This is a genomic window from Duganella sp. GW821-FHT07G03 (genome assembly GCF_059418605.1).
In genome coordinates, this window is record NZ_JBWKQE010000008.1 from 164,713 (window position 1) to 184,751 (window position 20,039).

20 protein-coding genes and 1 tRNA gene are annotated in these 20,039 nt (G+C 64.7%); 13 read left to right on the plus strand and 8 right to left on the minus strand.

Annotated elements, in window-relative coordinates:
- Positions 1-13: 13 nt before the first annotated feature.
- From AC07OK_RS13260 to gabD, 4 genes are read left to right on the plus strand one after another with little or no spacing between them, the layout of a single operon-like run.
- A complete protein-coding gene (locus AC07OK_RS13260; RefSeq protein WP_494690739.1) occupies positions 14-1,525 on the plus strand; it encodes a polyamine aminopropyltransferase in 1,512 nt (503 codons plus the stop codon).
- On the plus strand, positions 1,525-3,135 hold the full coding sequence (locus AC07OK_RS13265; RefSeq protein ID WP_494690740.1) for an NAD(P)-binding protein: 1,611 nt from the start codon (positions 1,525-1,527) through the stop codon (positions 3,133-3,135). Before AC07OK_RS13260 ends, AC07OK_RS13265 begins: the two co-directional genes overlap by 1 nt.
- A 12-nt stretch (positions 3,136-3,147) precedes the next feature.
- Positions 3,148-3,990: a polyphosphate kinase 2 family protein gene (locus tag AC07OK_RS13270; protein ID WP_494690741.1), complete on the plus strand. Its 843-nt coding sequence runs from the start codon at positions 3,148-3,150 to the stop codon at positions 3,988-3,990.
- 12 nt (positions 3,991-4,002) lie between these two features.
- Positions 4,003-5,457, plus strand: a complete 1,455-nt coding sequence (gene gabD / locus AC07OK_RS13275; RefSeq protein WP_494690742.1) for an NADP-dependent succinate-semialdehyde dehydrogenase — start codon at positions 4,003-4,005, stop codon at positions 5,455-5,457.
- On the opposite strand, the gene AC07OK_RS13280 is transcribed toward gabD, so the two are convergent.
- Complete coding sequence (locus AC07OK_RS13280) at positions 5,454-6,476, minus strand: extracellular catalytic domain type 2 short-chain-length polyhydroxyalkanoate depolymerase (RefSeq protein ID WP_494690743.1); 1,023 nt, start codon at positions 6,474-6,476, stop codon at positions 5,454-5,456. The two genes, gabD and AC07OK_RS13280, sit on opposite strands and share 4 nt — an antisense overlap.
- A gap of 206 nt (positions 6,477-6,682) precedes the next feature.
- Here AC07OK_RS13280 and AC07OK_RS13285 point away from each other — a divergent pair, with 206 nt between their 5' ends.
- Both AC07OK_RS13285 and AC07OK_RS13290 read left to right on the plus strand, forming a co-directional pair.
- Complete coding sequence (locus AC07OK_RS13285) at positions 6,683-7,285, plus strand: glutathione peroxidase (protein ID WP_494690744.1); 603 nt, start codon at positions 6,683-6,685, stop codon at positions 7,283-7,285.
- A gap of 80 nt (positions 7,286-7,365) precedes the next feature.
- The gene (locus AC07OK_RS13290; RefSeq protein ID WP_494690745.1) at positions 7,366-7,623 is read left to right on the plus strand and encodes a hypothetical protein; all 258 of its coding nucleotides are present in this window, start codon (positions 7,366-7,368) and stop codon (positions 7,621-7,623) included.
- A gap of 119 nt (positions 7,624-7,742) precedes the next feature.
- On the opposite strand, the gene AC07OK_RS13295 is transcribed toward AC07OK_RS13290, so the two are convergent.
- Positions 7,743-8,168: a rhodanese-like domain-containing protein gene (locus AC07OK_RS13295; RefSeq protein WP_494690746.1), complete on the minus strand. Its 426-nt coding sequence runs from the start codon at positions 8,166-8,168 to the stop codon at positions 7,743-7,745.
- Positions 8,169-8,265: 97 nt separating this feature from the next.
- On the opposite strand from AC07OK_RS13295, the gene ftrA reads away from it, so the two are divergent.
- A complete protein-coding gene (gene ftrA / locus AC07OK_RS13300) occupies positions 8,266-9,222 on the plus strand; it encodes a transcriptional regulator FtrA (RefSeq protein WP_494690747.1) in 957 nt (318 codons plus the stop codon).
- Here the strand turns inward: ftrA and AC07OK_RS13305 are convergent.
- The gene (locus AC07OK_RS13305; RefSeq protein ID WP_494690748.1) at positions 9,219-9,992 is read right to left on the minus strand and encodes a substrate-binding periplasmic protein; all 774 of its coding nucleotides are present in this window, start codon (positions 9,990-9,992) and stop codon (positions 9,219-9,221) included. The genes ftrA and AC07OK_RS13305 overlap by 4 nt on opposite strands.
- Before the next feature lie 120 nt (positions 9,993-10,112).
- Here AC07OK_RS13305 and AC07OK_RS13310 point away from each other — a divergent pair, with 120 nt between their 5' ends.
- Entirely contained in the window at positions 10,113-10,472 is a 360-nt protein-coding gene (locus tag AC07OK_RS13310) for a DUF1428 domain-containing protein (protein WP_494690749.1), read from the plus strand.
- A 73-nt stretch (positions 10,473-10,545) separates the two neighbouring features.
- Here the strand turns inward: AC07OK_RS13310 and pabB are convergent, their stop codons facing one another.
- The 3 genes from pabB to AC07OK_RS13325 are packed head-to-tail and all read right to left on the minus strand — an operon-like array spanning position 10,546 to position 13,749.
- Complete coding sequence (gene pabB / locus AC07OK_RS13315; RefSeq protein WP_494690750.1) at positions 10,546-12,396, minus strand: aminodeoxychorismate synthase component I; 1,851 nt, start codon at positions 12,394-12,396, stop codon at positions 10,546-10,548.
- A complete protein-coding gene (gene slmA / locus AC07OK_RS13320; protein ID WP_494690751.1) occupies positions 12,386-12,979 on the minus strand; it encodes a nucleoid occlusion factor SlmA in 594 nt (197 codons plus the stop codon). Before slmA ends, pabB begins: the two co-directional genes overlap by 11 nt.
- Positions 12,980-13,020: 41 nt before the next feature.
- Positions 13,021-13,749, minus strand: a complete 729-nt coding sequence (locus AC07OK_RS13325; protein WP_494690752.1) for a pyrimidine 5'-nucleotidase — start codon at positions 13,747-13,749, stop codon at positions 13,021-13,023.
- 58 nt (positions 13,750-13,807) lie between these two features.
- On the opposite strand from AC07OK_RS13325, the gene AC07OK_RS13330 reads away from it, so the two are divergent.
- Positions 13,808-14,695 (plus strand): TraB/GumN family protein, encoded by an 888-nt coding sequence (locus AC07OK_RS13330; protein WP_494690753.1) that lies wholly within the window; start codon positions 13,808-13,810, stop codon positions 14,693-14,695.
- A gap of 21 nt (positions 14,696-14,716) precedes the next feature.
- Here the strand turns inward: AC07OK_RS13330 and AC07OK_RS13335 are convergent.
- Both AC07OK_RS13335 and argB read right to left on the minus strand, forming a co-directional pair.
- Positions 14,717-14,791 (minus strand) — tRNA-Thr (locus AC07OK_RS13335).
- 54 nt (positions 14,792-14,845) lie between these two features.
- A complete protein-coding gene (argB, locus tag AC07OK_RS13340) occupies positions 14,846-15,739 on the minus strand; it encodes an acetylglutamate kinase (RefSeq protein ID WP_020704010.1) in 894 nt (297 codons plus the stop codon).
- Positions 15,740-15,884: 145 nt separating this feature from the next.
- Between argB and AC07OK_RS13345 the strand changes: the two genes are divergently transcribed.
- From AC07OK_RS13345 to AC07OK_RS13360, 4 genes are read left to right on the plus strand one after another with little or no spacing between them, the layout of a single operon-like run.
- Positions 15,885-16,460, plus strand: coding sequence for a sigma-70 family RNA polymerase sigma factor (locus AC07OK_RS13345; RefSeq protein ID WP_217941427.1), 576 nt, complete (start codon positions 15,885-15,887; stop codon positions 16,458-16,460).
- A gap of 36 nt (positions 16,461-16,496) precedes the next feature.
- Positions 16,497-16,742: a zf-HC2 domain-containing protein gene (locus AC07OK_RS13350; protein ID WP_217941426.1), complete on the plus strand. Its 246-nt coding sequence runs from the start codon at positions 16,497-16,499 to the stop codon at positions 16,740-16,742.
- 7 nt (positions 16,743-16,749) lie between these two features.
- The gene (locus AC07OK_RS13355; RefSeq protein WP_217941425.1) at positions 16,750-16,956 is read left to right on the plus strand and encodes a cysteine-rich CWC family protein; all 207 of its coding nucleotides are present in this window, start codon (positions 16,750-16,752) and stop codon (positions 16,954-16,956) included.
- 12 nt (positions 16,957-16,968) lie between these two features.
- Positions 16,969-20,031, plus strand: coding sequence for a hybrid sensor histidine kinase/response regulator (locus AC07OK_RS13360; protein ID WP_494690754.1), 3,063 nt, complete (start codon positions 16,969-16,971; stop codon positions 20,029-20,031).
- The last annotated feature ends 8 nt before the right edge of the window (positions 20,032-20,039 follow it).

Genomic DNA, 20,039 nt, shown 5'->3' on the forward strand with positions numbered 1-20,039 from the left:
CAAAAATAGCTAAATGACCAAAAAGATTCTCATCCTGTCCGTCTTCGTCGTCGCTTCCTGCGGCCTGGCCTACGAACTGATCGCCGGCGCCCTGTCCAGCTACCTGCTGGGCGATTCCATTTTGCAGTTTTCCACCATCATCGGCTGCTACCTGTTCGCCATGGGCGTGGGGGCGCACTTTTCCAAGTATGTCAGGGATGAGGATGTGTTGTCGCGGTTTGTGGATATCGAGCTGGCGGTCGGCCTGGTGGGCGGTTTGTCGGCGGCGGTGCTGTTCCTGACCTTCTCGTGGATGGCGGCGCCGTTCCGCACGCTGCTCTACGTGATGGTGTTCCTGATCGGCGCCTTCGTCGGCATGGAAGTGCCGCTGGTGATGCGCGCGCTCAACGAGCGCAAGACCGAATTCAATGAGCTGGTCAGCCGCGTGCTGACCTTCGATTACCTGGGCGCGCTGGCCGTGTCGCTGCTGTTCCCGCTGGTGCTGGCGCCGTATCTGGGGTTGGTGCGCACCGGTTTCCTGTTCGGCATGTTGAATGTGGGCGTCGCCCTGTGGACAATTACCGCGTTTCGCACAGAGCTGAAAAACGTCAGCGGCCGCATGCTGCGCGCCGCCAGCGTGATGTGCGTGCTGATCTTCGGCTTCGCCTTCGCCGACAAGATGACCTACTGGGGCGAGCATGGCCTGTTCGGCGACGAGATCGTGTACGCCACCACCACGCCTTACCAGCGGCTGGTGATCACGCGCTGGAAGGACGACCTGCGCCTCTACATCAACGGCAACCTGCAATTCTCCTCGCGTGACGAGTACCGCTATCACGAGGCGCTGGTGCATCCGGTGCTGCAACCGCTGCCTTGGGCGCGGCGCGTGCTGGTGCTGGGCGGCGGCGACGGCCTGGCGCTGCGCGAGATCCTGCGCTATCCGAACGTCGAGCAGGTCACGCTGGTCGACCTGGACCCGGCGATGACGGGCGCCTTCACCAAGCGCGAAGAGCTGGTCAAGCTCAATCACGGCTCCTTCAGCGACAAGCGCGTGCGCGTCATCAACGCCGACGCGGCGATCTGGCTGCAGCACAGCGATGACATGTTCGACGCCGTCATCGTCGACTTCCCCGATCCGTCCAGCTTCGCGCTGGGCAAGCTGTACTCGGTCCCGTTCTACGGCATGGTGAAGAAGCATTTGGCGGCCAATGGCCTGATGGTGGTGCAATCGACGTCGCCGTTCTTCGCGCCGCACGCCTACTGGACCATCGACGCCACGCTGCGCGAAGTCGGCCTGAAGACCTATCCGTATCACGCCTACGTGCCGTCGTTCGGCGAATGGGGCTTCATCCTCGCCACGCCGCAGGCGGACTACAAGCCGCCCACCGAATACCGTCTGCCGATGCGTTACCTGAACGCCGACACCACGCGTGAAATGTTCATCTTCCCGCCGGATATGAAGGCGCTGCCGATGGAGCCGAATCGCCTCAACACGCAGTCGCTGGTGCACGAGTTCGAGCAGGACTGGCGCAGGGTGATACGCTGATGCTGCGCCGTTCCTTCCTCGTATGGGCCGGCGCCAGTGGCGTGGTGGCGGCGGGCAGCGTGGCAGGATTTCATCGCTGGCAGGAGATCACGCCAACGGTCCATTATCCGGGCCGCGACGAGGGCCACTTCCTGCGCGACCGCCGCGCCTTGCCGCCGCCATCGGAAGTTATCCACACCGACATCGCCATCCTCGGCTCCGGCGTGGCCGGCTTGACCGCCGCGTGGAAGCTGAAAAAACTAGGCAAGACCGACGTGCTGATGATCGACGGCCCGCAGCCGCACGGCAACGCCGCCGGCGGCGCTTTCGGCGACCTTGAATATCCGACCGGCGCGCACTACCTGCCGCTGCCGTCGCCGGAATCGGTGCATGTGCGCGAGATCCTGGCCGACCTGGGCATCATTCAAAAAGATGCGATGGCCGAGAAGCCCTACTACGACGAGCGCTTCATCCTGCACGGGCCGGAAGAGCGGCTGCTGTTCAACGGCCACTGGCAGGACGGCTTCATTCCCACCGATGGCGTGCCGCAATGGGAGCGCGATGAGCACAAGCGCTTCTTCGCCGAGGTGACGCGGCTGCGCCAGACCCACGGCGCCGACGGCCGCCGCGTGTTCGTGTTCCCGACCGTGCTGTCGTCGGAAGATCCGCAGTGGCAGGCGCTGGACCGCATCACGCTCAAGCAGTGGCTGGAGCAGAACGGCTACAAGTCGCCGACGCTGCACTGGTACCTGAACTACTGCTGCCGCGACGATTACGGCACCCGCTACGACCAGGTCTCGGCCTGGGCCGGGCTGCACTACTACTGCAGCCGCTGGGGCCAGGCCGCCAACGCCGGCAACGGCGCCTGGCTCACCTGGCCGGGAGGCTTGCAGCCGCTCGCTTCCGGCATCGAGCGCGCGGCCGGCGTCCAGCGCAAGGCCGGCACCGTGGTGTCGCTGAAGACCACGGCGGACGGCGTCGAGGCGCTGTGCTTCAAGCTGGAAAACGGCAAGCCGTCCACCTACGTCGTCCGCGCCCGCAAGGCGATCTGCGCGATGCCCACCTATGTCGCGGCGCGGGTGGTGGATAACATCGCCGCTTACGGCTTCGACCCGGCCAAACACATACCCGACTACGCGCCGTGGATGGTGGCGAACTTCCTGCTCAAGCGCTTCCCCGACGAGCGCCCCAGCCAGCCGCTGTCCTGGGACAACGTGGTGTACAGCGAGCCGGGACTGGGCTTCGTCGTCTCGACGCACCAGGACATCCGCGTGCGGCCGCCGGAGAAGACGGTCTTCAGCGCCTATGTCGCCCTGTCGGACCGCAAGCCCGCCGCCGCCCGGCGCTGGCTGGAGGCGGCCAGCCCGGAGGAGCTGCTGGCGCTGGCCAGCGCCGACTTGAAGGAAGCCTACGGATCGCAGTTCGCCTCCTGCGTCGAGCGGGTCGACATCACGCTGCGCGGCCACGCGATGGCGTCGCCGGGGCCCAACTTCCGCAGCAACGCCGGCATGAAGGCGCTGCGTGAGGTGGATGGCCCCATTCTGTTCGCGCATGCCGACCTGTCGGGCTTCTCGGTATTCGAGGAAGCAGCATGGTGGGGCTATCGCGCCGCAACCCTTGCCGCAAAGTGATAAGCTGATCCCATGACACATAACGCCCGCCAGCGCTTCGGCGCCTCCGCCAAGCTGAAACTGCACGATAAATATGCAGATGACGCGGCTTTTTCCAGCCGCTCCGCCAACCCGGAACTGAGCAAGTCCAAGGCCAAGACGCTGGACCGCAAGCGCATCGCCGCGCTGCTCGACCGCATCGGCGCCTTGCAGGACAAGCTGTATGCGCAGCATAAGCAGAAGGTGCTGCTGATCTTGCAGGGCATGGACACCGCCGGCAAGGACGGCACGATACGCGCCATGTTCAGCGGCATCAGCCCGATGGGCATACGCGCCGCCGCCTTCAAGCAGCCGACCGACAACGAACTGGCGCACGACTACCTGTGGCGCGTGCATCAGCAAGTACCGGTCAAGGGCGAGATCGCGATCTTCAACCGCAGCCACTACGAAGACGTGTTGATCACCAAGGTGCAGGGCATGGTCGACGGCGAGGAATGCCAGCGCCGTTACGCGCAGATCCGCGATTTCGAACGCATGCTGGCGGAGACGGGCACGGTGATCGTTAAGGTGTTCCTGCACATCTCTAAGGAAGAACAGCGCCAGCGCTTGCAGGAGCGGCTGGACGATCCCGACAAGCAGTGGAAATTCAATCCGGCCGACGTCGAACAGCGCAAGAAATGGGGCGAGTACCAGCGCGCTTACGAACAGGCCATCCGCGAGACCAACGCGCCGCATGCGCCGTGGTATGTGGTGCCTGCCAATTCCAAGACCCACCGCAATTTGGTGGTCGCCAGCCTGCTGCTGGAGACCTTGGAAGGCATGGACCTGGCGTATCCCGAGCCGCATCCCGATTTGTCCTCGTTCACCGTCGAATAAAGGAGCTTACCCATGTTGCAACTTAAAGATCCCAGCCTGCTGCGCCAGCAGGCCTACATCAACGGCGAGTGGAGCGATGCCGACAACGGCGCCACGCTGGCCGTGACCAATCCCGCCACCGGCGAGCAGCTCGGCACTGTGCCGCTGATGGGCACCGCCGAGACGCGCCGCGCCATCGCCGCCGCCAACGCCGCGTGGCCTGCGTGGCGCAAGAAGAGCGCCAAGGAACGCGCCGTCATCCTGCGCAAGTGGAATGACCTGATCCTGGAAAACACCGAAGACCTGGCGCAGCTGATGACGGCGGAGCAGGGCAAGCCGCTGGCCGAGTCGCGCGGCGAGGTGGCCTATGGCGCATCGTTCATCGAATGGTTTGGCGAGGAAGCCAAGCGCGTGTCCGGCGAAACGCTGGCCTCGCCGTGGCCGGACCGCCGCCTGGTGGTGACCAAGGAGCCGATCGGCGTCTGCGCCGCCATCACGCCGTGGAATTTCCCGATCGCGATGATCACCCGCAAGGCCGGCCCGGCGCTGGCCGCCGGTTGTCCGATGGTGCTCAAGCCCGCCGAATCGACGCCGTATTGCGCGCTGGCGCTGGCGGTATTGGCCGAACGCGCAGGCGTGCCGGCCGGCGTGTTCAGCGTGGTGACCGGCACGCCGAAGGACATCGGCGCGGAGATGACGTCCAACCCGACCGTGCGCAAGCTGACCTTCACCGGCTCGACGGCGGTGGGCCGCCTGCTGATGGAGCAGAGCGCCAAGACCATCAAGAAGCTGTCGCTGGAACTGGGCGGCAACGCGCCCTTCATCGTGTTCGACGACGCCGACCTCGATGCGGCGGTGGAGGGCGCGCTGGCCTCCAAGTACCGCAACGCCGGCCAGACCTGCGTCTGCGCCAACCGCATCTACGTGCAGGACGGCGTGTACGAGCAGTTCGCTGAAAAGCTGGTGGCCGCCGTGGCCAAGCTCAAGGTCGGCAACGGCGCGGAAGACGGCGTGACGCAAGGCCCGCTGATTGACGAGAAGGCGGTACAAAAGGTTGAGCAGCACGTGGCCGATGCGCTGGCCAAGGGCGGTCGCCTGCTGGCAGGCGGCAAGCGCCATGCGCTGGGCCACAGCTTCTTCCAGCCGACCGTGATCGCCGACGTCACCAGCGACATGATCGTCGCCACCGAGGAAACCTTTGGCCCGCTGGCGCCGCTGTTTCGCTTCACGACCGACGAACAGGCCGTGGAACTGGCCAACAACACCGAATTCGGCCTGGCCAGCTATTTCTATTCGCGTGACATCGGCCGCATCTGGCGCGTGGCGGAAGGGCTGGAGAGCGGCATGGTGGGCGTCAACACCGGCCTGATCTCCAACGAGATCGCGCCGTTCGGCGGCGTCAAGCAGTCGGGCCTGGGGCGCGAGGGCTCGCACTACGGGCTGGACGACTACCTGGTCATCAAATACATCTGCCTCGGCGGTATCTAGTCCTGCGCGCCTAGCCTCACCAGCACGGTGGCCGGCGCCACGCCGGTCAGCCGGTCGACCATGCCCTTGACGGCCGCCATCTGGTGGCCGGATTTCTGCGCAAAGCGCGGATCGTCATAGGAGAACCAGTCCCAGCACGCGTTGGGATTGGTGTACGGGTAGATCGCCGACGCTTGCGGATACAGCACCACGATCTTGTTGCTGTCGGCCCAGGCGTTGTAGCCGGCGTGTTCGACGAAGGTGGTGTCGATGCTGTCCAGGTCTTGCAGGCAGCCGTGGAAGGCCACGTGCAGTTTGCATCCGGCGCCGCTGTTGCCGTCGCAGGCCTTGGGCACGTATAGATAACCGGTGCTGGCCATGCCGTGCCAGCTCGGCAGCGTCAGGAAATCCGACTGGTCGAAGGCGATCAGGCGGCCACTCAGCGTACCGTTGTTGCGCGGCGTGAGCGGGCCGTAGAGCCATCGTAGCAGCTCGCCCGCCGCATCGTAGCCGCAGTTGTTGATGTAGGGCGTGCCCAGCGTGCTGCAAGTGTTGCCGTACTGGTCGGTCGGCATCGCGTGCTCGGCCGGCAAGGTGCGGGTGTAGGAGATGTGGTCGGCGTCGACATAGTGGCGATAGTAGAAGTACAGGTCGGTCATCACCGCCTGCGGCACGACGGTATCGGCGCTGCCGGACAGCATCCAGATATGGTGGCCGGCCAGCGCGGCGGTGGGGTCGATGCTGCCGCCGCCGGCGAACCAGTCGGTGAAGGCGATCAGGTCGTTGATGCGGGTGGCGCCGGGGCGCACGCGGCAGGTGAACAGCTCGCTGGTACAGCTGCAACTGGTGGTGGCGGTGAACACGCTGCCCTGCGAGCAGAAGTACGGCCCGCCGGCGATGATGCCGGCGCCCCGCACCGTTTCCGAGAAGGCTACTTCGAACTGCACCGCCATGTAGGCGCCGGACGAGAGGCCGGAAACCGTGACCTGGGTGGTCGTCATATTCGGCAGTGGCGCCACCTGCGCCTGGGCAGTGCCCATTAGCAGACATAGCAAACACAGCAAACACAGTATTCTCATCACGGTCTCCTCGCGTCGGATCTGGAATCGAGTGTGGAGCAGGGGAGTGTCATTTTCTTAATTTCGCTCAATCGTGCGCGGGGCATAAAATTGTTATTCACAGCCTCGGCAAGCAGGGTGTTGGCGTTTGGCATAGAATGGTTTTTTCCCTTTTTCGGCCCATCACCATGTCCAAGACCTTTGCCCAGTTATGCCTGCTTTCCTCGCTGACGTTGCTGGCCAGCGCGTCCGCGTTTGCGCAGGCGCCCGCCGCCGCGCCGATGGCGGCCCCGGCCGCTGCGGCGGGCAGCTGTCCGGTCATCCTCAAGCAGACCTTCAAGCGCCTGCAGGACGAGTCGCCGCAGGACCTGTGCCAGTACGCCGGCAAGGTGATCCTGGTGGTCAACACGGCCAGCTACTGCGGCTTCACCAGCCAGTACGAAGGCCTGGAAGCGATGTACGCCAAGTACGGCAGCAAGGGCCTGGTGGTGCTGGGCTTCCCGTCGAACGACTTCGGCCAGCAGGAGCCGGGCAGCAGCAAGGAGATCGCCGATTTCTGCTACAACACCTACGGCGTGAAGTTCCCGATGTTCGCCAAGTCGGTGGTGTCGGGCAAGGAGCCGAATCCGCTGTTCGCCAACCTGATCAAAATCACCGGCAAGGCGCCGGCCTGGAACTTCCATAAATACCTGATCGACCGCAACGGCAAGGTGGTGGAAAACTTCGGCAGCAAAGTCACGCCTAGCGACAAGCAGTTGGTTGGCGCGGTGGAAAAAGCGCTGGCGATGTAAGTTGTGCTGAACTTTTGAGCAGCGCCGGGGTCTACCAGTAGTGGCTGCCCCGGCGGCTCAATCGTCAGAGTGGAGGCGCCATGGCGCGCAATAGCGACTTGCTTGATATCTCGGTTGGCAGCATTACCCTCCGGACCAAACCGTCGACAGCCCATCAACTGGTACGACCGCGCAACTTTGGCAGGCGCGCCGTGATCACACTAGCCGATGTGCTCGCTGAGCCTGGCACGCCAATTTTCAGTGCTGATCCGCAAGACCCCAATCTGGTGATCCGCGAACTCGACGGCCGGACCGCGAGAGGCTATTTCAAAGATGGGAAGTTTGTGGAAGTTTTATAATAACGGGAATGGGGTCACGGAACTGACCCCGGTACTGCATGCCTTTACCACGGCGCACGTGCGTGCAAAGCGCCAAATCCTCTTTGATATGCGCATGAATGCGAGTGCACCGCATGCCATCACGCAATGGCTGGATGTGGTTGCGCCGTTGTCGTGAGGGCGAAGCCCTCATCTATCCAACCAGTAATCCCACCAGGCATCAGCTTGACCGGACGGCCCAGCTGCGCCAGCCGGACGGCGGCGCGGGCGGCGCCGTTGCAGTGCGGGCCGGCGCAATACACCACGAATAGCGTGTCGGCCGGGAACTCGGCCAGCCTGGAGCCGATGATCTTGCGGTGCGCCAGGTCCAGCGCGCCCGGCACGTGGCCGGCCGCGTATTTCTCCGTGCCGCGCACATCCAGCAAGACGAAATCCTGCGGGCCGTTGGTCAGCGCATCGTGCACGTCCCAGCAGTCGGTTTCGTAGCTGAAGCTGGCTTCAAAGCGGGCCAGCGCGTCGCTGCTGGCGGCGGCGGGTATGGCGGCGACGAGGGACTTGGCGGACATCGTGATCTCCTTCAATGAGTGGACAGTGACGCCATTGTGCGACGCCGTCGCCGTCGCCGGCAGTGGCGCATCTGCCATTCTGCGTTAAGATTACGTCATGAAAAAACATCTGGTTGTCGCACTGGCCTACGACCGCCTGTGCACCTTCGAGTTCGGCTGCACGGTCGAACTGTTCGCGCTGGAGCGCCCCGAGCTGGAGGTGGACTGGTACGACTTCGCCGTCTGCGCCGTCGAACCCGGCACTATCCGCGCGGCCGGCGGCATCACCGTGCAGGCGCCATACGCGCCCGAGCTGCTGGAACGGGCCGACACCATCGTCATCCCCGGCTGGCGCGACGCCGACGAGGTCCCGCCGCCGGCCGTGCTGGACATGATCCGCGCCGCCCACCGTCGCGGCGCCCGCCTGTGCTCGATCTGCTCCGGCGTGTTCGTGCTGGCCGCCGCCGGCGTGCTGGACGGCCAGCGCGCCACCACCCATTGGCGCTACGCCGACCGCCTGGCGCAACGTTATCCACAGATCCAGGTCCAGCCCGACGACCTGTACGTGGACAACGGCCAAATCATCACCGCCGCCGGTTCGGCCGCCGGACTCGACATGCTGCTGCATCTGGTGCGTAGGGATTACGGCGCCAAGGTCGGCAACCTGGTGGCGCAGCGGCTGGTGGTGGCGCCGCATCGCGAAGGCGGCCAGGCGCAGTTCCTGCCGCGGCCGATGGCGCAGGGCGAGCAGGGCCGCCTGTCGCGGCTGATGGACTGGCTGCGCAGCCATCCCGAACAGCCGCACACCGTCAGCAGCATGGCAGAACGCGCCGCCATGAGTCCGCGCACCCTGCAGCGCCAGTTCCAGCAGGCCACCGGCCTCGGCCCGGTCGAATGGCTGATACGCGAGCGTATCGCCATCGTCAAGGAGATGCTGGAAGTGCCGGACGTGCCGCTGGCGCAGATCGCCGAGCGCGCCGGCTTCGGGTCGGAGGAATCGTTGCGCCACCACTTTCGCCGCCTGGCCGCCACCACGCCGGGCGCCTACCGCCGCCGCTTCGCCCCCACGATCTAGTCGATCTTGTAGCGCTTTTGCAGCGCCTTCAGCTCGCCGGAAGCCTCCAGCTTGCGCATGCCGTCGGCGAGCGCGCGGATCCAGGTGTCGGCCCGCATGTCCTGCGTCGCGAAGCCGATGGTCAGGGGCAGTTCGTGGTCGAGACAGCCCGCCTGGCGGACGCGGTCGGCCACGTCGAGCCGTTTGCTCAATTGCGCCATGACGGCGGCATGTTCCAGCACCACACGATAGCGTCCGCCCAGTAATTTCTGCACATTGGTGGTGCCGGCCGACGCGCCGAAGGCGAGCGCGATGAGGGACGGTTTATGCCGGTTTTCGGCAATATAGGCATCCATCGCCCCGTCGTCGTAGCCGTAGTCGTCGATCACGCCGACCACGAGTCTTTTGAGCGAGCCGATGGAGTGGAATGTCCAGTCGTCGCCTGCCCGCGTGTAGAAGCAGGCCCGCGACTGCGCCAGGGGAGCGCTCAGGCGCAGGCGCTGATCGATCGGCGGCGCGTACACCCCTTCGATATCGCCATGCGCCGTTTGCGTGATGGCGCGGTTGAGCGGCATGAGCACCGGTTCCGCCCGATACCCTTCCAGCGCCATCGCCAGCGCGGTCAGTTCCACCAGATAGCCAGTGGGCGGCTTGCCGTCGACCGCGCACACGAACGGACACCAATCGTCCGAGCCCAGGCGGATCAGCGGGGCGGCCCGTGCCAGTCCCGATGACGCCAGCATGCCAGCGAGTACCACAACGGCAAACAGTCGGCCCGCGTTGATCGTCATGCAGCTCTCCCAATTTTCTTTGGTATCCAAGCTTACCCCATTCAACGGCGCGCACGGCACTGCTTGTCAAATCGGCCATATTTGGCTACCCTGAATTTCCAAACTGAGAAGGAGACAGCCATGTCCTATGTAGACGGTTTTGTGATTCCGGTGCCGAAGGAAAATGTTGATGCGTACAAGAAGATGTCGCTTGAATGCGGCAAGGTCTGGAAGGAATTCGGCGCGCTCGAATTCCGCGAATGTATCGGCGACGATGTCCCGCCTGGCAAGGTGACGTCGTTCCCGCTCAGCGTCGATTTGAAGGATGGCGAGTCCGTGGTGTTTTCGTGGATCGTCTACGCCAACCGCGCCGCGCGCGACGAGATCAACGAGAAGGTGATGAAAGACCCGCGCATCGCCCACTTCATGGATCCGAAAAACATGCCGTTCGACGGCAAGCGCATGGTCTGGGGCGGCTTCGAAATGATGATCGACCTGTGATGCTGAGGCGCCGGTCCAGCCAGGCCGAGATTTTCCTACTTCCGCTCGGCCTATCCCGATTGGCGTGGCGCTCTTAGTTGACCAGGACGGCTCGCATGGCGCCGCGCAGTGCGTTGCAGACGATGATTTCATCGGCCGCCGCCAGCATCGCGCGCGTGATGACGGCTTCGCCGGCCTGCCACTGCGGATCGTCCAGCAGCACGCCGCGCATCACGCCGGGCAGCACGCCGCTGCTCAGGGGCGGCGTCAGCCAGCGGCCGTCCACGCGCACGAAGACGCTGGTGCGGCCGCCTTCGGTCAGCTCGCCGCGCTCGTTGAAGAACAGCGTATCGAAAGCGCCCTGCGCTTCGGCCTCGCGCCAGGCGGCGTCGTAGCGGCTGCGGATGCTGGTCTTATGACGCAGGAACAGGTCGCCGGACTCGGTGGCGTCCGGCGCCAGCAGCACGCGGACCGGTTCCGTCAACGGCGCCAGCGGCGCATGCTGCACCGAGAACGCGCCCGCTGAACTGAGCGCCAATCGCAGCCGGTAGTCGACGCCCGCATCGAGCATCGCGCAGGCGGTGTCCAGGTAGGCGTCGGCCGCCGCCGCGTCCCAGGCGTAGCCGAAGCAGGCCGCCGATGCCGCCAGCCGCTTCAGATGGCGCGCGCGATGGCGCACGCCGTCCGCCCGCGTGGCGCGCATGGTCTCGAAAATCTCGAAGTCGTTTTTCAGGCCGGTGAGGAAGCGCGCCTTCAGCTGGCATTCGGCGTATTCCTCCTGCGCGTCGCTGTCGAAGACGATGCCTGCGCCCACGCCCATCTCGCCGCGGCGCGCGCCGTTCGGGCTGTCCGGCGCCTGCAGCGTCAGCGTGCGGATCGGCACCGACATGCAGAAGTCGCCCACCTTGCCATCCTTGCGCGGATCGAACCAGCCGATGGCGCCGGTGTAGATGCCGCGCGGGTCCGGCTCCAGCTCGCGGATGATCTCCATCGTGCGCCGCTTGGGCGCGCCGGTGATCGAGCCGCACGGATACAGCGCGGTGAAGATGTCGGCCAGCGTGGCGTCGTCGCGCAGTTGGGCGATGATGGTGGACGTCATTTGCAGCACGCTGCTGTAGCGGTGCACCTCGAACAGCGCGGGCACCGTCACGCTGCCGGTCCGCGCGATGCGGGCGATGTCGTTGCGCAGCAGGTCGACGATCATCAGGTTTTCGGCGCGGTTCTTCGGATCGGCGGCCAGCGTGGTGGCGCGCAGGATGTTTTCGGCCGGCTGCGATGGCGGCGCGGCGGGCGCGGTGCCCTTCATCGGGCGCGCGGTCAGCACGCCGCCCTCGTGGCGCACGAACAGTTCGGGCGACAGCGACAGGATGGCCGTGCCGTCCTCCAGCCGCACCAGCGCGCCGTAGGGCACCGGTTGACGGCCGCGCAGGCGCGCGTACAGCGCGTGGATGCTGCCAAAGGCGTCAAAACGCAGCCTGTACGTGTAATTGACCTGGTAGGTATCGCCGGCCTCGATGTAGTCGTGTATGCGCGCCAGGGCGCCGCTAAAGGCTTCCTGGTCGATGTTGGCGCGGACGTTGGCGATGCCGGACGGACGGTCGACCGGGAAGGAGCGCGCCGCCAGCCAGTCGCCCACCTCGTCCGACGACAGCTGGGCGCAGTGCGAGAACAGCAGGATCTGCGCCAGCGGCGGGGCATCTGCGGCACGGGGAGCGGAGGCGTCCAGCTCCAGCAGCTCCGCGCCCAGCTCGTAGCTGCACACGGTGACGGCGTATTCGCCGCGCGTCAGCGCCGCCTGCATCTGCTCCAGCAGCTGCGGCCACTGGCCGATGTCGTCGCAGCGCAGGGTGCCGGTGTGGCCGGTGTACAGGCGCGAACGCGCGCCCGGAGTTTGCGTACCTTCCGGGCTGGCGTCATCGAGCAGTGCAAAGCATTCAGCGTTCATCTTCTACGTACGGCAGCAACAGGGCTATTTGCAGCGGCGCGTCCTGCGCCGGGTTGTTCTTGAATCCACTCTTGGCGTATCGGTGCCAGCGGCCGATGATGAAACTCACCAGCATGCCGGCGCGCGCGGCCACTTCCGCCTCGTGCGCCTGGCCTTCGGTCACGGCCAGCCGCAAGGCCTGCTTCAGCGCCAGTTCGACGCGGTCGTAGAACTGGTTCATGCGCAGTTGCAGGCGTTCGTCCTCGTTCACCAGCGCCTCGCCGGTCAGCACCCGCGTCATGCCGGGATTCTGGCTGGCGAAGTTGAGCAGCATGCCGAGGATGTCGCGCGCCTGCGCCAGGCCGTCGTTCTGGCGCTCGGCGATCTGGTTGATCAAGCCGAACACCGACGACTCGATAAACTCGATCAGCCCCTCGAACATCTGCGCCTTGCTGGCGAAGTGCCGGTACAGCGCGGCCTCGGAAAACTCCAGCTTGCGCGCCAGCGCCGCGGTGGTGATCTTCTCGCCTTTGGGTTGTTCCAGCATCTCCGCCAGCGCCTGCAAAATTTGCATGCGGCGCTGGCCCGGCGGGTTGCTTGCCATGTGATCTCGCGGATAAGTGAATGGGTGTGTAACTATTTGATTCAGCGCAGGTGATGCAGGCGTGCCGGCAAATTCCTGACAGATTTTACTTTGACATCGACATAAGCGGGGCGAATTAACCTTTTTTGCGGATGCGCCAGGCCGACCGCGTCGCCCACTTCGAGGTACTGCGTGACCCACGCGGTGCGCATGCCCAGCGCGTGGGCGCTGCGCAGGTTGGCCAACGTATCCTCGACCAGCACGCAGCGGCGCGGCGTCAGTCCGTGGCGGCGCATCAGTTTGCGCAGCAGCAGCTTGGACGGCTTGGGCCGCATTTGCCGGTGCACCTTCATCGATTCGACCGAGATGTGGTGGCTGAAGTGGCGCTGCAAGCCCAGATGGCGCAGCACCTGTGTCGAATAGCGGTGCGGCGCGTTGGTCAGCAGGATTTTGCGGCCGGGCAGCCGGCGCAGTAGCTGGCGCAGGCCGCGTTCGGCGCGGATCATGTCGGTCAGGCTGTCGAAGCGATGGGTTTCGTCGAGAAAGTGCGCCGCTTTGACGCCATGGTGCTTCACCAATCCCAGCATGGTCGCGCCGTAGCGCCGCCAGTACAGCGTGCGCGCGGCGTTGACGGCGTCCGCGCCGGCGGGCGTGACGCCGTCGCCCAGCACATGGGCGATGTAGGCGTTCATCCTGGCCATGAGCGCCGGGAAGATCGCGTGGGAGGCGTTGTGCAGCGTGTTATCCAGATCGAATAGCCACACCGGGGCGTTGCGAGTAATAATGTTCACTTCAAGTCAGTCATCTAAGGAAGCCATGCGGGAAGCCATACAGCGCCAGATTATAGTGATGTTCTGGACTTTGTTCAGTTTCACGTTCATGCCGGCGTGGGCCGCCGACAAGGTGCAAGCCCCCAACCACGGCGCCTTGTTCAAGGTGCAGCAGGGCGGACATACACTTTACCTGTTCGGCACTATCCACGTTGGCGCGGCCGATTTCTATCCGCTGGAGCCGCGCATCTCGGCCGCGTTGAAGAAGGCGCCGGTGCTGGCGCTGGAGATCGATCCGCTGGGCGACCAGCAGCCGCTGATGCGCGCCGTGCAGCGCCACGGCATGCTGGTCAGGGGCGGCCCGGCGGGACCGGAGCTGTCGGCCGACTGGCGCCAGCGGCTGGACCGCCTGCTCAAGCAGTACAACATCGAGCCGGAGACCGTGGCGGCGATGAAGCCCTGGCTGCTGGCCAGCCTGCTGACGGTGAGCGAGTTCTCGGCCCAGGGCTACGAGGCGGCGCTGGCGGTGGACGCCCATTTGTCGCGACAGGCGCACGGGCGCGGCCAGAAAGTGGTCGAGCTGGAATCGGCCGAGAGCCAGATGGCCCTGTTCGACCAGATGAGCGCCGCCGAGCAGCTGGTGTTCCTGCAGGAGGCCATCGCCGGCATCGAGGACAAGGAGCAGGCCAACCAGGCGCGCGAGATCGCCGACGCCTGGCGCAAGGCCGATGTCATTGGGCTGGACGCGCTGGCGCTCAAGGCCGAGATGGACGACAGCTTTTCCGGCCGTTTCGTGCAGAAGGTGCTGCTGGACGGACGCAATCCGACGCTGGCCGACGGCATGGCCAAGCTGATGGCGCGCGATAACAATAGCGTGGCGGCGATCGGCATACTGCATTTGATCGGTAACGGCAGCGTGCCGGAACTGCTGCGCAAACGCGGCATGACGGTAGAGCGGATTTACTAAGCGGGGAGGGTGCTGCAGAGATGGTGCCCTTTACGTGGATTGAACACGTGGCCTCTCCCTTACCAAGGGAGTGCTCTACCACTGAGCTAAAAGGGCGTACTGGTATGACGATGCACTTGAAATCGCGGCTAAAAGTGCATCGCCGTTTTTTCAGTGAGACCGGATCATAGTGCCAAAAGCCTGTTCGGTCAACACCTCGAGCAATAAACTGTGTTCAATTCGCCCGTCGATGATGTGAACCGTGTTGACGCCCGACTTGGCCGCGTCCAGGGCTGATGAAATTTTAGGCAGCATGCCGCCCGAAATCGTCCCGTCGGCGAACATCTCGTCGATCTCGCGCGCCGACAAATCGGTCACCAGGTTGCCCTGCTTGTCCTGCACGCCGGCGATATTGGTCATCATGATCAGCTTTTCAGCCTTCAGGATCTCGGCGATCTTGCCTGCGACGACGTCGGCGTTGATGTTGTACGCCTGGCCATCCTGGCCGAAGCCGATCGGCGAAATGATCGGGATGAAGGCGTCGTCCTGCAGCGCCTTGACCACGGCCGGATTGATCGCGTCGATCTCGCCGACGAAGCCGATGTCGAGGAACTGGCCCGGATTGTCCTTGTCCGGCATGGCCATCTTCTTGGCGCGTATCAGGCCGCCGTCCTTGCCGGTCAGGCCCACCGCCTGGCCGCCGTAGTGATTAATCAGCATCACGATGTCCTGCTGGACTTCGCCGCCCAGCACCCACTCCACCACTTCCATGGTTTCTTCGTCGGTGATGCGCATGCCCTGCACGAAAGTGCCTTGCTTGCCGATTTTTTTCAGCGCGTTGTCGATCTGCGGACCGCCGCCGTGCACCACGACCGGGTTCATGCCCACCAGTTTGAGCAAAATGACATCGCGGGCGAAGCCGTGTTTCAGGCGCTCGTCGGTCATTGCGTTGCCGCCGTATTTGATGACAATCGTCTTGCCATGGAAATTACGGATGTAGGGCAGGGCTTCAGCCAGGATCTGCGCCTTGATCTGCGGCGCCACCGCGGTCAAGTCGTCAGTCATGCCTAAGTTAAGGTTGCTTAGTTGGGTCATGGCGAGTCCGGTTAGAAAATTTTGTGCAATTTTACAGCGTGAAGCTGCAATCAACCATGCATTATAGGGCTATCCGGTTGTATTTTCAGAGATCATCCGATACGCTGGCCGTCATATGAGCCCTATCGATACCCTTCACCGCCAGTTGGAAGTCATGCGCCCCCTGCTTGTTCGATTTGCACAATTGCAAATACGGAATCAGGCCCTGGCCGAAGACGCGGTCCAGGACGCGCTGATCGCCGTGCTGGAAAAACCCGAACGCTTCAACGGACAGTCCTCCCTGCGCACCTATGTGACGGGGATCCTGAAGTACAAGATCATCGACTGCCTGCGCGCCAGCTCGCGCGAGCGCCAGATCGACACCGCCGAGGACCAGTCCGAGGACGACGCCATCGACGCGCTGTTCAAGGCCGACGGCCACACCCGCGAACAGCCGCTGGCCTGGGGCGATCCGGATGCGACGCTGGAGCAGAAGGATTTCTTCAAGGTGCTGGAGATTTGCCTGGAAAAGCTGCCCGCCAAGACCGCCCGCATTTTCATGATGCGCGAATGGCTGGAGCTGGAAACCGACGAAATTTGTAAGGAACTGGCGATTACAACGTCTAATGCATGGGTGCTCCTGTACCGGGCCCGGATGCGCTTGCGCGAATGCCTGGACTTGAACTGGTTTGGCAACCGCCAGGCCACGTGACCGCGCCACTGACCGCCTCACTTATTGTCTGCGACCATGGAACCACATAAAACCGGCTTGAAACCGACCTGCCGCGAAGTACACCGGCTGGTGTCGGAGGGGATGGACCGCGATTTGTCCTTCATCGAACGCACCCGCATGCGGCTGCACCTGATGGTGTGCGACGCCTGCACCCGGTTCAACGGCCAGATGTCGCTGCTGCGCACGGCCATGCACCGCTTCCCCGACGACAGCCCGCCGCCGCTGGACGACGACGAGCACGCGGAACATCCTCACACGTAAGGGCGCCATGAGCACCTGTTCGCGCTGCGGCGCCCAATTCAGCTGCGCCATGGTGGACGCCGATCCGTCGGCGCCGGCGCAGCCCTGCTGGTGCACGTATTTGCCGGCCTCGCTGCCGGTGCCGTCCGCGCCGGGCGCCAGCTGCTGGTGCCCGGATTGTCTGAAACAGCATATTTTGGACCAACCCGCCGACCATCCCAAACCGGCCGGCTAGCCTGAAGGAAGCATGATGCGCCGTTTTAGCGACATGGGTATCCGCGCGCGCATCAGCAGCGGCTACATCATCCTGATCCTGCTGATGATAGGCGTGATCCTGGTGGGCGTGAGCCGCATCTATGCCATCCGCGGCGAGAGCGACCATATCCTGCATCAGGACTGGGCCGCCAGCGCAGCCATCAACGCCATCGATACGCAATCGCGCGAGGCGGCGACCCGCATCATCACGCTGATCATCCAGAAGGACCAGAAGCACCGCGTCGACAGCTACAGCCGCATCGACCGCATCAAGCTCGATATCGACGCCCAGCTGGAACTGCTGGCCAGGCTGGACGCCACGCCGGAAGCGCGGGCGCAGATCGAACAGGTCAAGCAGGCGCGCGCCGCCTACTACGACACCTTCATCGCCGTGGCCGACATGGTGGAGGCCGACGACCGCGACCAGGCCGAGGAAAAAATGAACGCGATCGCGCTGCCGGCGCTGGATCACCTGCTGGAGCAGATCCGGATCCTGGGCCAGCTGCAGCAAAGCCAGGTGATGGCCAGCGCCGAGCGCGCGCGCGCCGACATCAACTTTTCGCTGATGCTGATTTCGCTGATGGGCGGCGCGGCGGTGCTGGTGGGGATAGGCTTCGGCTTTTCCGCGCGCTCGATCACGCGGCCGCTGGAGGCGGCGATCGGCATCGCCAAGCGGGTCGGCCAGGGCGACCTGAGCTCCGTGATCGAAGTGACTTCGCACGACGAGACGGGCGAACTGCTGCACGCCCTGAAGCTGATGACGGCCAGCCTGGCGGCCGAACAGCAGCTGCGCCGCGCGGTGGCGGTGGCCGAGGACGCGACCAAGATGAAGTCCGACTTCCTGGCCAATATGTCGCACGAGATCCGCACGCCGATGAACGGCATCATCGGCATGACCCACCTGGCGCTGCAAACCGACCTCACGCCCAAGCAGCGCAACTACCTGGAGAAGGTGGAAGGCGCGGCCAAGAACCTGCTGGGCATCATCAACGACATCCTGGATTTCTCGAAGATCGAGGCCGGCAAGCTGGCCTTCGAGCAGGTCGATTTCTACGTCGAGGACGTGATGGCGAATATCGCCGACCTGTCCGTCATGCGGGCGCAGGACAAGGGCCTGGAGCTGCTGTTCGACGTGGCGCCGGACGTGCCGCAGGCGCTGGTCGGCGATCCGCTGCGCTTCGGCCAGGTGATGATCAACCTGACCAACAACGCCATCAAGTTCACCCAGCAGGGCGAGATTGTGGTGACGATCCACGTGCAGGAGCGCTTGCCCGACCAGCGCGTGCGCCTGCGCGTGGAGGTGCGCGACACCGGCCCTGGCCTGACGCCGGAGCAGCAGGCGCGCCTGTTCCAGGCCTTCTCGCAGGCCGACACCTCCACCACGCGCCACCACGGCGGCACTGGCCTGGGCCTGACCATCAGCAAGCGCCTGGTCGAGCTGATGGACGGCGAGATCGGGCTGGAAAGCCAGCCCGGCGTCGGCAGCACCTTCTACTTCACGGCGGTATTCGGCGTCGCCACCGTCGAGGCGCCGCTGCCGCTGCCGGACATCTCCGGCCTGCGCGCGCTGGTGGTGGACGATAACGCCAGCGCCCGCGAAATCTTCATGGGCATGCTGGCCACCATGCAGTTCAACGCCGCCTGCGCCGACAGCGGCCGGCGCGCCGTCGACATGGTGGCGCAGGCCCGCAGCGAAGGCCGGCCATTCAATATCGTGCTGCTGGACTGGCAAATGCCCGGCATGAACGGCCTGGAGACGCTGCAGGCGATCCGCGAGCAAGCCACGGCAGCCGGCGCGGAATCGCCGGCCTTCATCATGGTCACCGCCTACAACCGCGACGTGTTGATGGACGAGGCGCGCGGCATCGCCATCGACGCCATGCTGAACAAGCCGGTCAGCGCGTCGACGCTGCTCGATTCGATTTCCACCGTGTTCGGCAAGGACTTGAGCCGCTGCCGCAGCACGCGCCGCCGCGCCGACTACATGGCGGCCGAAGAGGCGATGCGCGGCGCCTACCTGCTGCTGGTGGAGGACAACGAAGTCAATCAGGAAGTGGCGCAGCAGATCCTCAGCGACGCCGGCATCCGCGTCGACATCGCCGTCAACGGCGCGATGGCGCTGGCGAAAATCGCCGTGGCCGACTACGACGGCGTGCTGATGGACTGCCAGATGCCGGTGATGGACGGCTACGACGCCACCCGCAAGCTGCGCGAGGATGCGCGCCATGCCAACCTGCCGGTGATCGCCATGACCGCCAACGCCATGGTCGGCGACAAGGAGAAGTGCCTGGCCGCCGGCATGAACGACTTCATCGCCAAGCCTATCGACGTGGCGCAGCTGTTCACGACGCTGGCGCGCTGGGTCACGGTGAAGAATCCGCTGGCGCCGGAAGTGGAGGCCGAGACGCCGCCCGGCGCGGCCCGCGACGAGTCGCTGCCGATGGTGGCCGGCCTGCGCATGGAAGCCGCGCTACAGCGGGTGGGCGGGAATGTTAAGCTGATGCGCAAGCTGCTGTCGCGCTTTGTCGAAACCCAGATCGACGCCATGCAGCGCATCGCCACCGCCATCGAAAACAACGATTTATCCGGCGCCACGCGCGAGGCGCATACTGTCAAGGGACTGGCCGGCAATATCGGCGCCGGCGGCATGGCCGACGCGGCCGGCAAGGTGGAGCAGATGCTGGCGATGGGCGCGACCAAGGGCCGCGACGAAGCCATCGCCGACATGGCGGGCGAGTTGAACGATCTGGTGGCGCGCATTGCGATGGCGATGTCGCTGGACGGCAAGCCGGCCGCCGATGCCGCCGAACCTGCACCGGCCGCGCAGGCGGTCGACATGGCCGAACTGGCGGCGCAGGTGCACGCGATGGCGCGCCTGCTGGCGCAGGACGACGGCGCCGCCGTCAAGCTGCTGGACCGACTGTGTGGCGCGCTGAGCGCCGCCGGACAGGCGGAACATGCGCGCCAGATGCGGCGCATGCTGGGACAATATGATTTTGAAGGCGCGCTGGATGAATTGAAGGCCGCCGCCGATGCATTGAACATCGCCTTGTGAAGAGAGAA

Coding starts and splice junctions, on each gene's coding strand:
- AC07OK_RS13260 (WP_494690739.1), top strand. CDS start 14: ATGACCAAAAAGATTCTCATCCTGTCCGTCTTCGTCGTCGCTTCCTGC.
- AC07OK_RS13265 (WP_494690740.1), top strand. CDS start 1,525: ATGCTGCGCCGTTCCTTCCTCGTATGGGCCGGCGCCAGTGGCGTGGTG.
- AC07OK_RS13270 (WP_494690741.1), top strand. CDS start 3,148: ATGACACATAACGCCCGCCAGCGCTTCGGCGCCTCCGCCAAGCTGAAA.
- gabD (WP_494690742.1), top strand. CDS start 4,003: ATGTTGCAACTTAAAGATCCCAGCCTGCTGCGCCAGCAGGCCTACATC.
- AC07OK_RS13280 (WP_494690743.1), bottom strand. CDS start 6,476: ATGGGCACTGCCCAGGCGCAGGTGGCGCCACTGCCGAATATGACGACC.
- AC07OK_RS13285 (WP_494690744.1), top strand. CDS start 6,683: ATGTCCAAGACCTTTGCCCAGTTATGCCTGCTTTCCTCGCTGACGTTG.
- AC07OK_RS13290 (WP_494690745.1), top strand. CDS start 7,366: ATGGCGCGCAATAGCGACTTGCTTGATATCTCGGTTGGCAGCATTACC.
- AC07OK_RS13295 (WP_494690746.1), bottom strand. CDS start 8,168: ATGTCCGCCAAGTCCCTCGTCGCCGCCATACCCGCCGCCGCCAGCAGC.
- ftrA (WP_494690747.1), top strand. CDS start 8,266: ATGAAAAAACATCTGGTTGTCGCACTGGCCTACGACCGCCTGTGCACC.
- AC07OK_RS13305 (WP_494690748.1), bottom strand. CDS start 9,992: ATGACGATCAACGCGGGCCGACTGTTTGCCGTTGTGGTACTCGCTGGC.
- AC07OK_RS13310 (WP_494690749.1), top strand. CDS start 10,113: ATGTCCTATGTAGACGGTTTTGTGATTCCGGTGCCGAAGGAAAATGTT.
- pabB (WP_494690750.1), bottom strand. CDS start 12,396: ATGAACGCTGAATGCTTTGCACTGCTCGATGACGCCAGCCCGGAAGGT.
- slmA (WP_494690751.1), bottom strand. CDS start 12,979: ATGGCAAGCAACCCGCCGGGCCAGCGCCGCATGCAAATTTTGCAGGCG.
- AC07OK_RS13330 (WP_494690753.1), top strand. CDS start 13,808: ATGTTCTGGACTTTGTTCAGTTTCACGTTCATGCCGGCGTGGGCCGCC.
- argB (WP_020704010.1), bottom strand. CDS start 15,739: ATGACTGACGACTTGACCGCGGTGGCGCCGCAGATCAAGGCGCAGATC.
- AC07OK_RS13345 (WP_217941427.1), top strand. CDS start 15,885: ATGAGCCCTATCGATACCCTTCACCGCCAGTTGGAAGTCATGCGCCCC.
- AC07OK_RS13350 (WP_217941426.1), top strand. CDS start 16,497: ATGGAACCACATAAAACCGGCTTGAAACCGACCTGCCGCGAAGTACAC.
- AC07OK_RS13355 (WP_217941425.1), top strand. CDS start 16,750: ATGAGCACCTGTTCGCGCTGCGGCGCCCAATTCAGCTGCGCCATGGTG.
- AC07OK_RS13360 (WP_494690754.1), top strand. CDS start 16,969: ATGATGCGCCGTTTTAGCGACATGGGTATCCGCGCGCGCATCAGCAGC.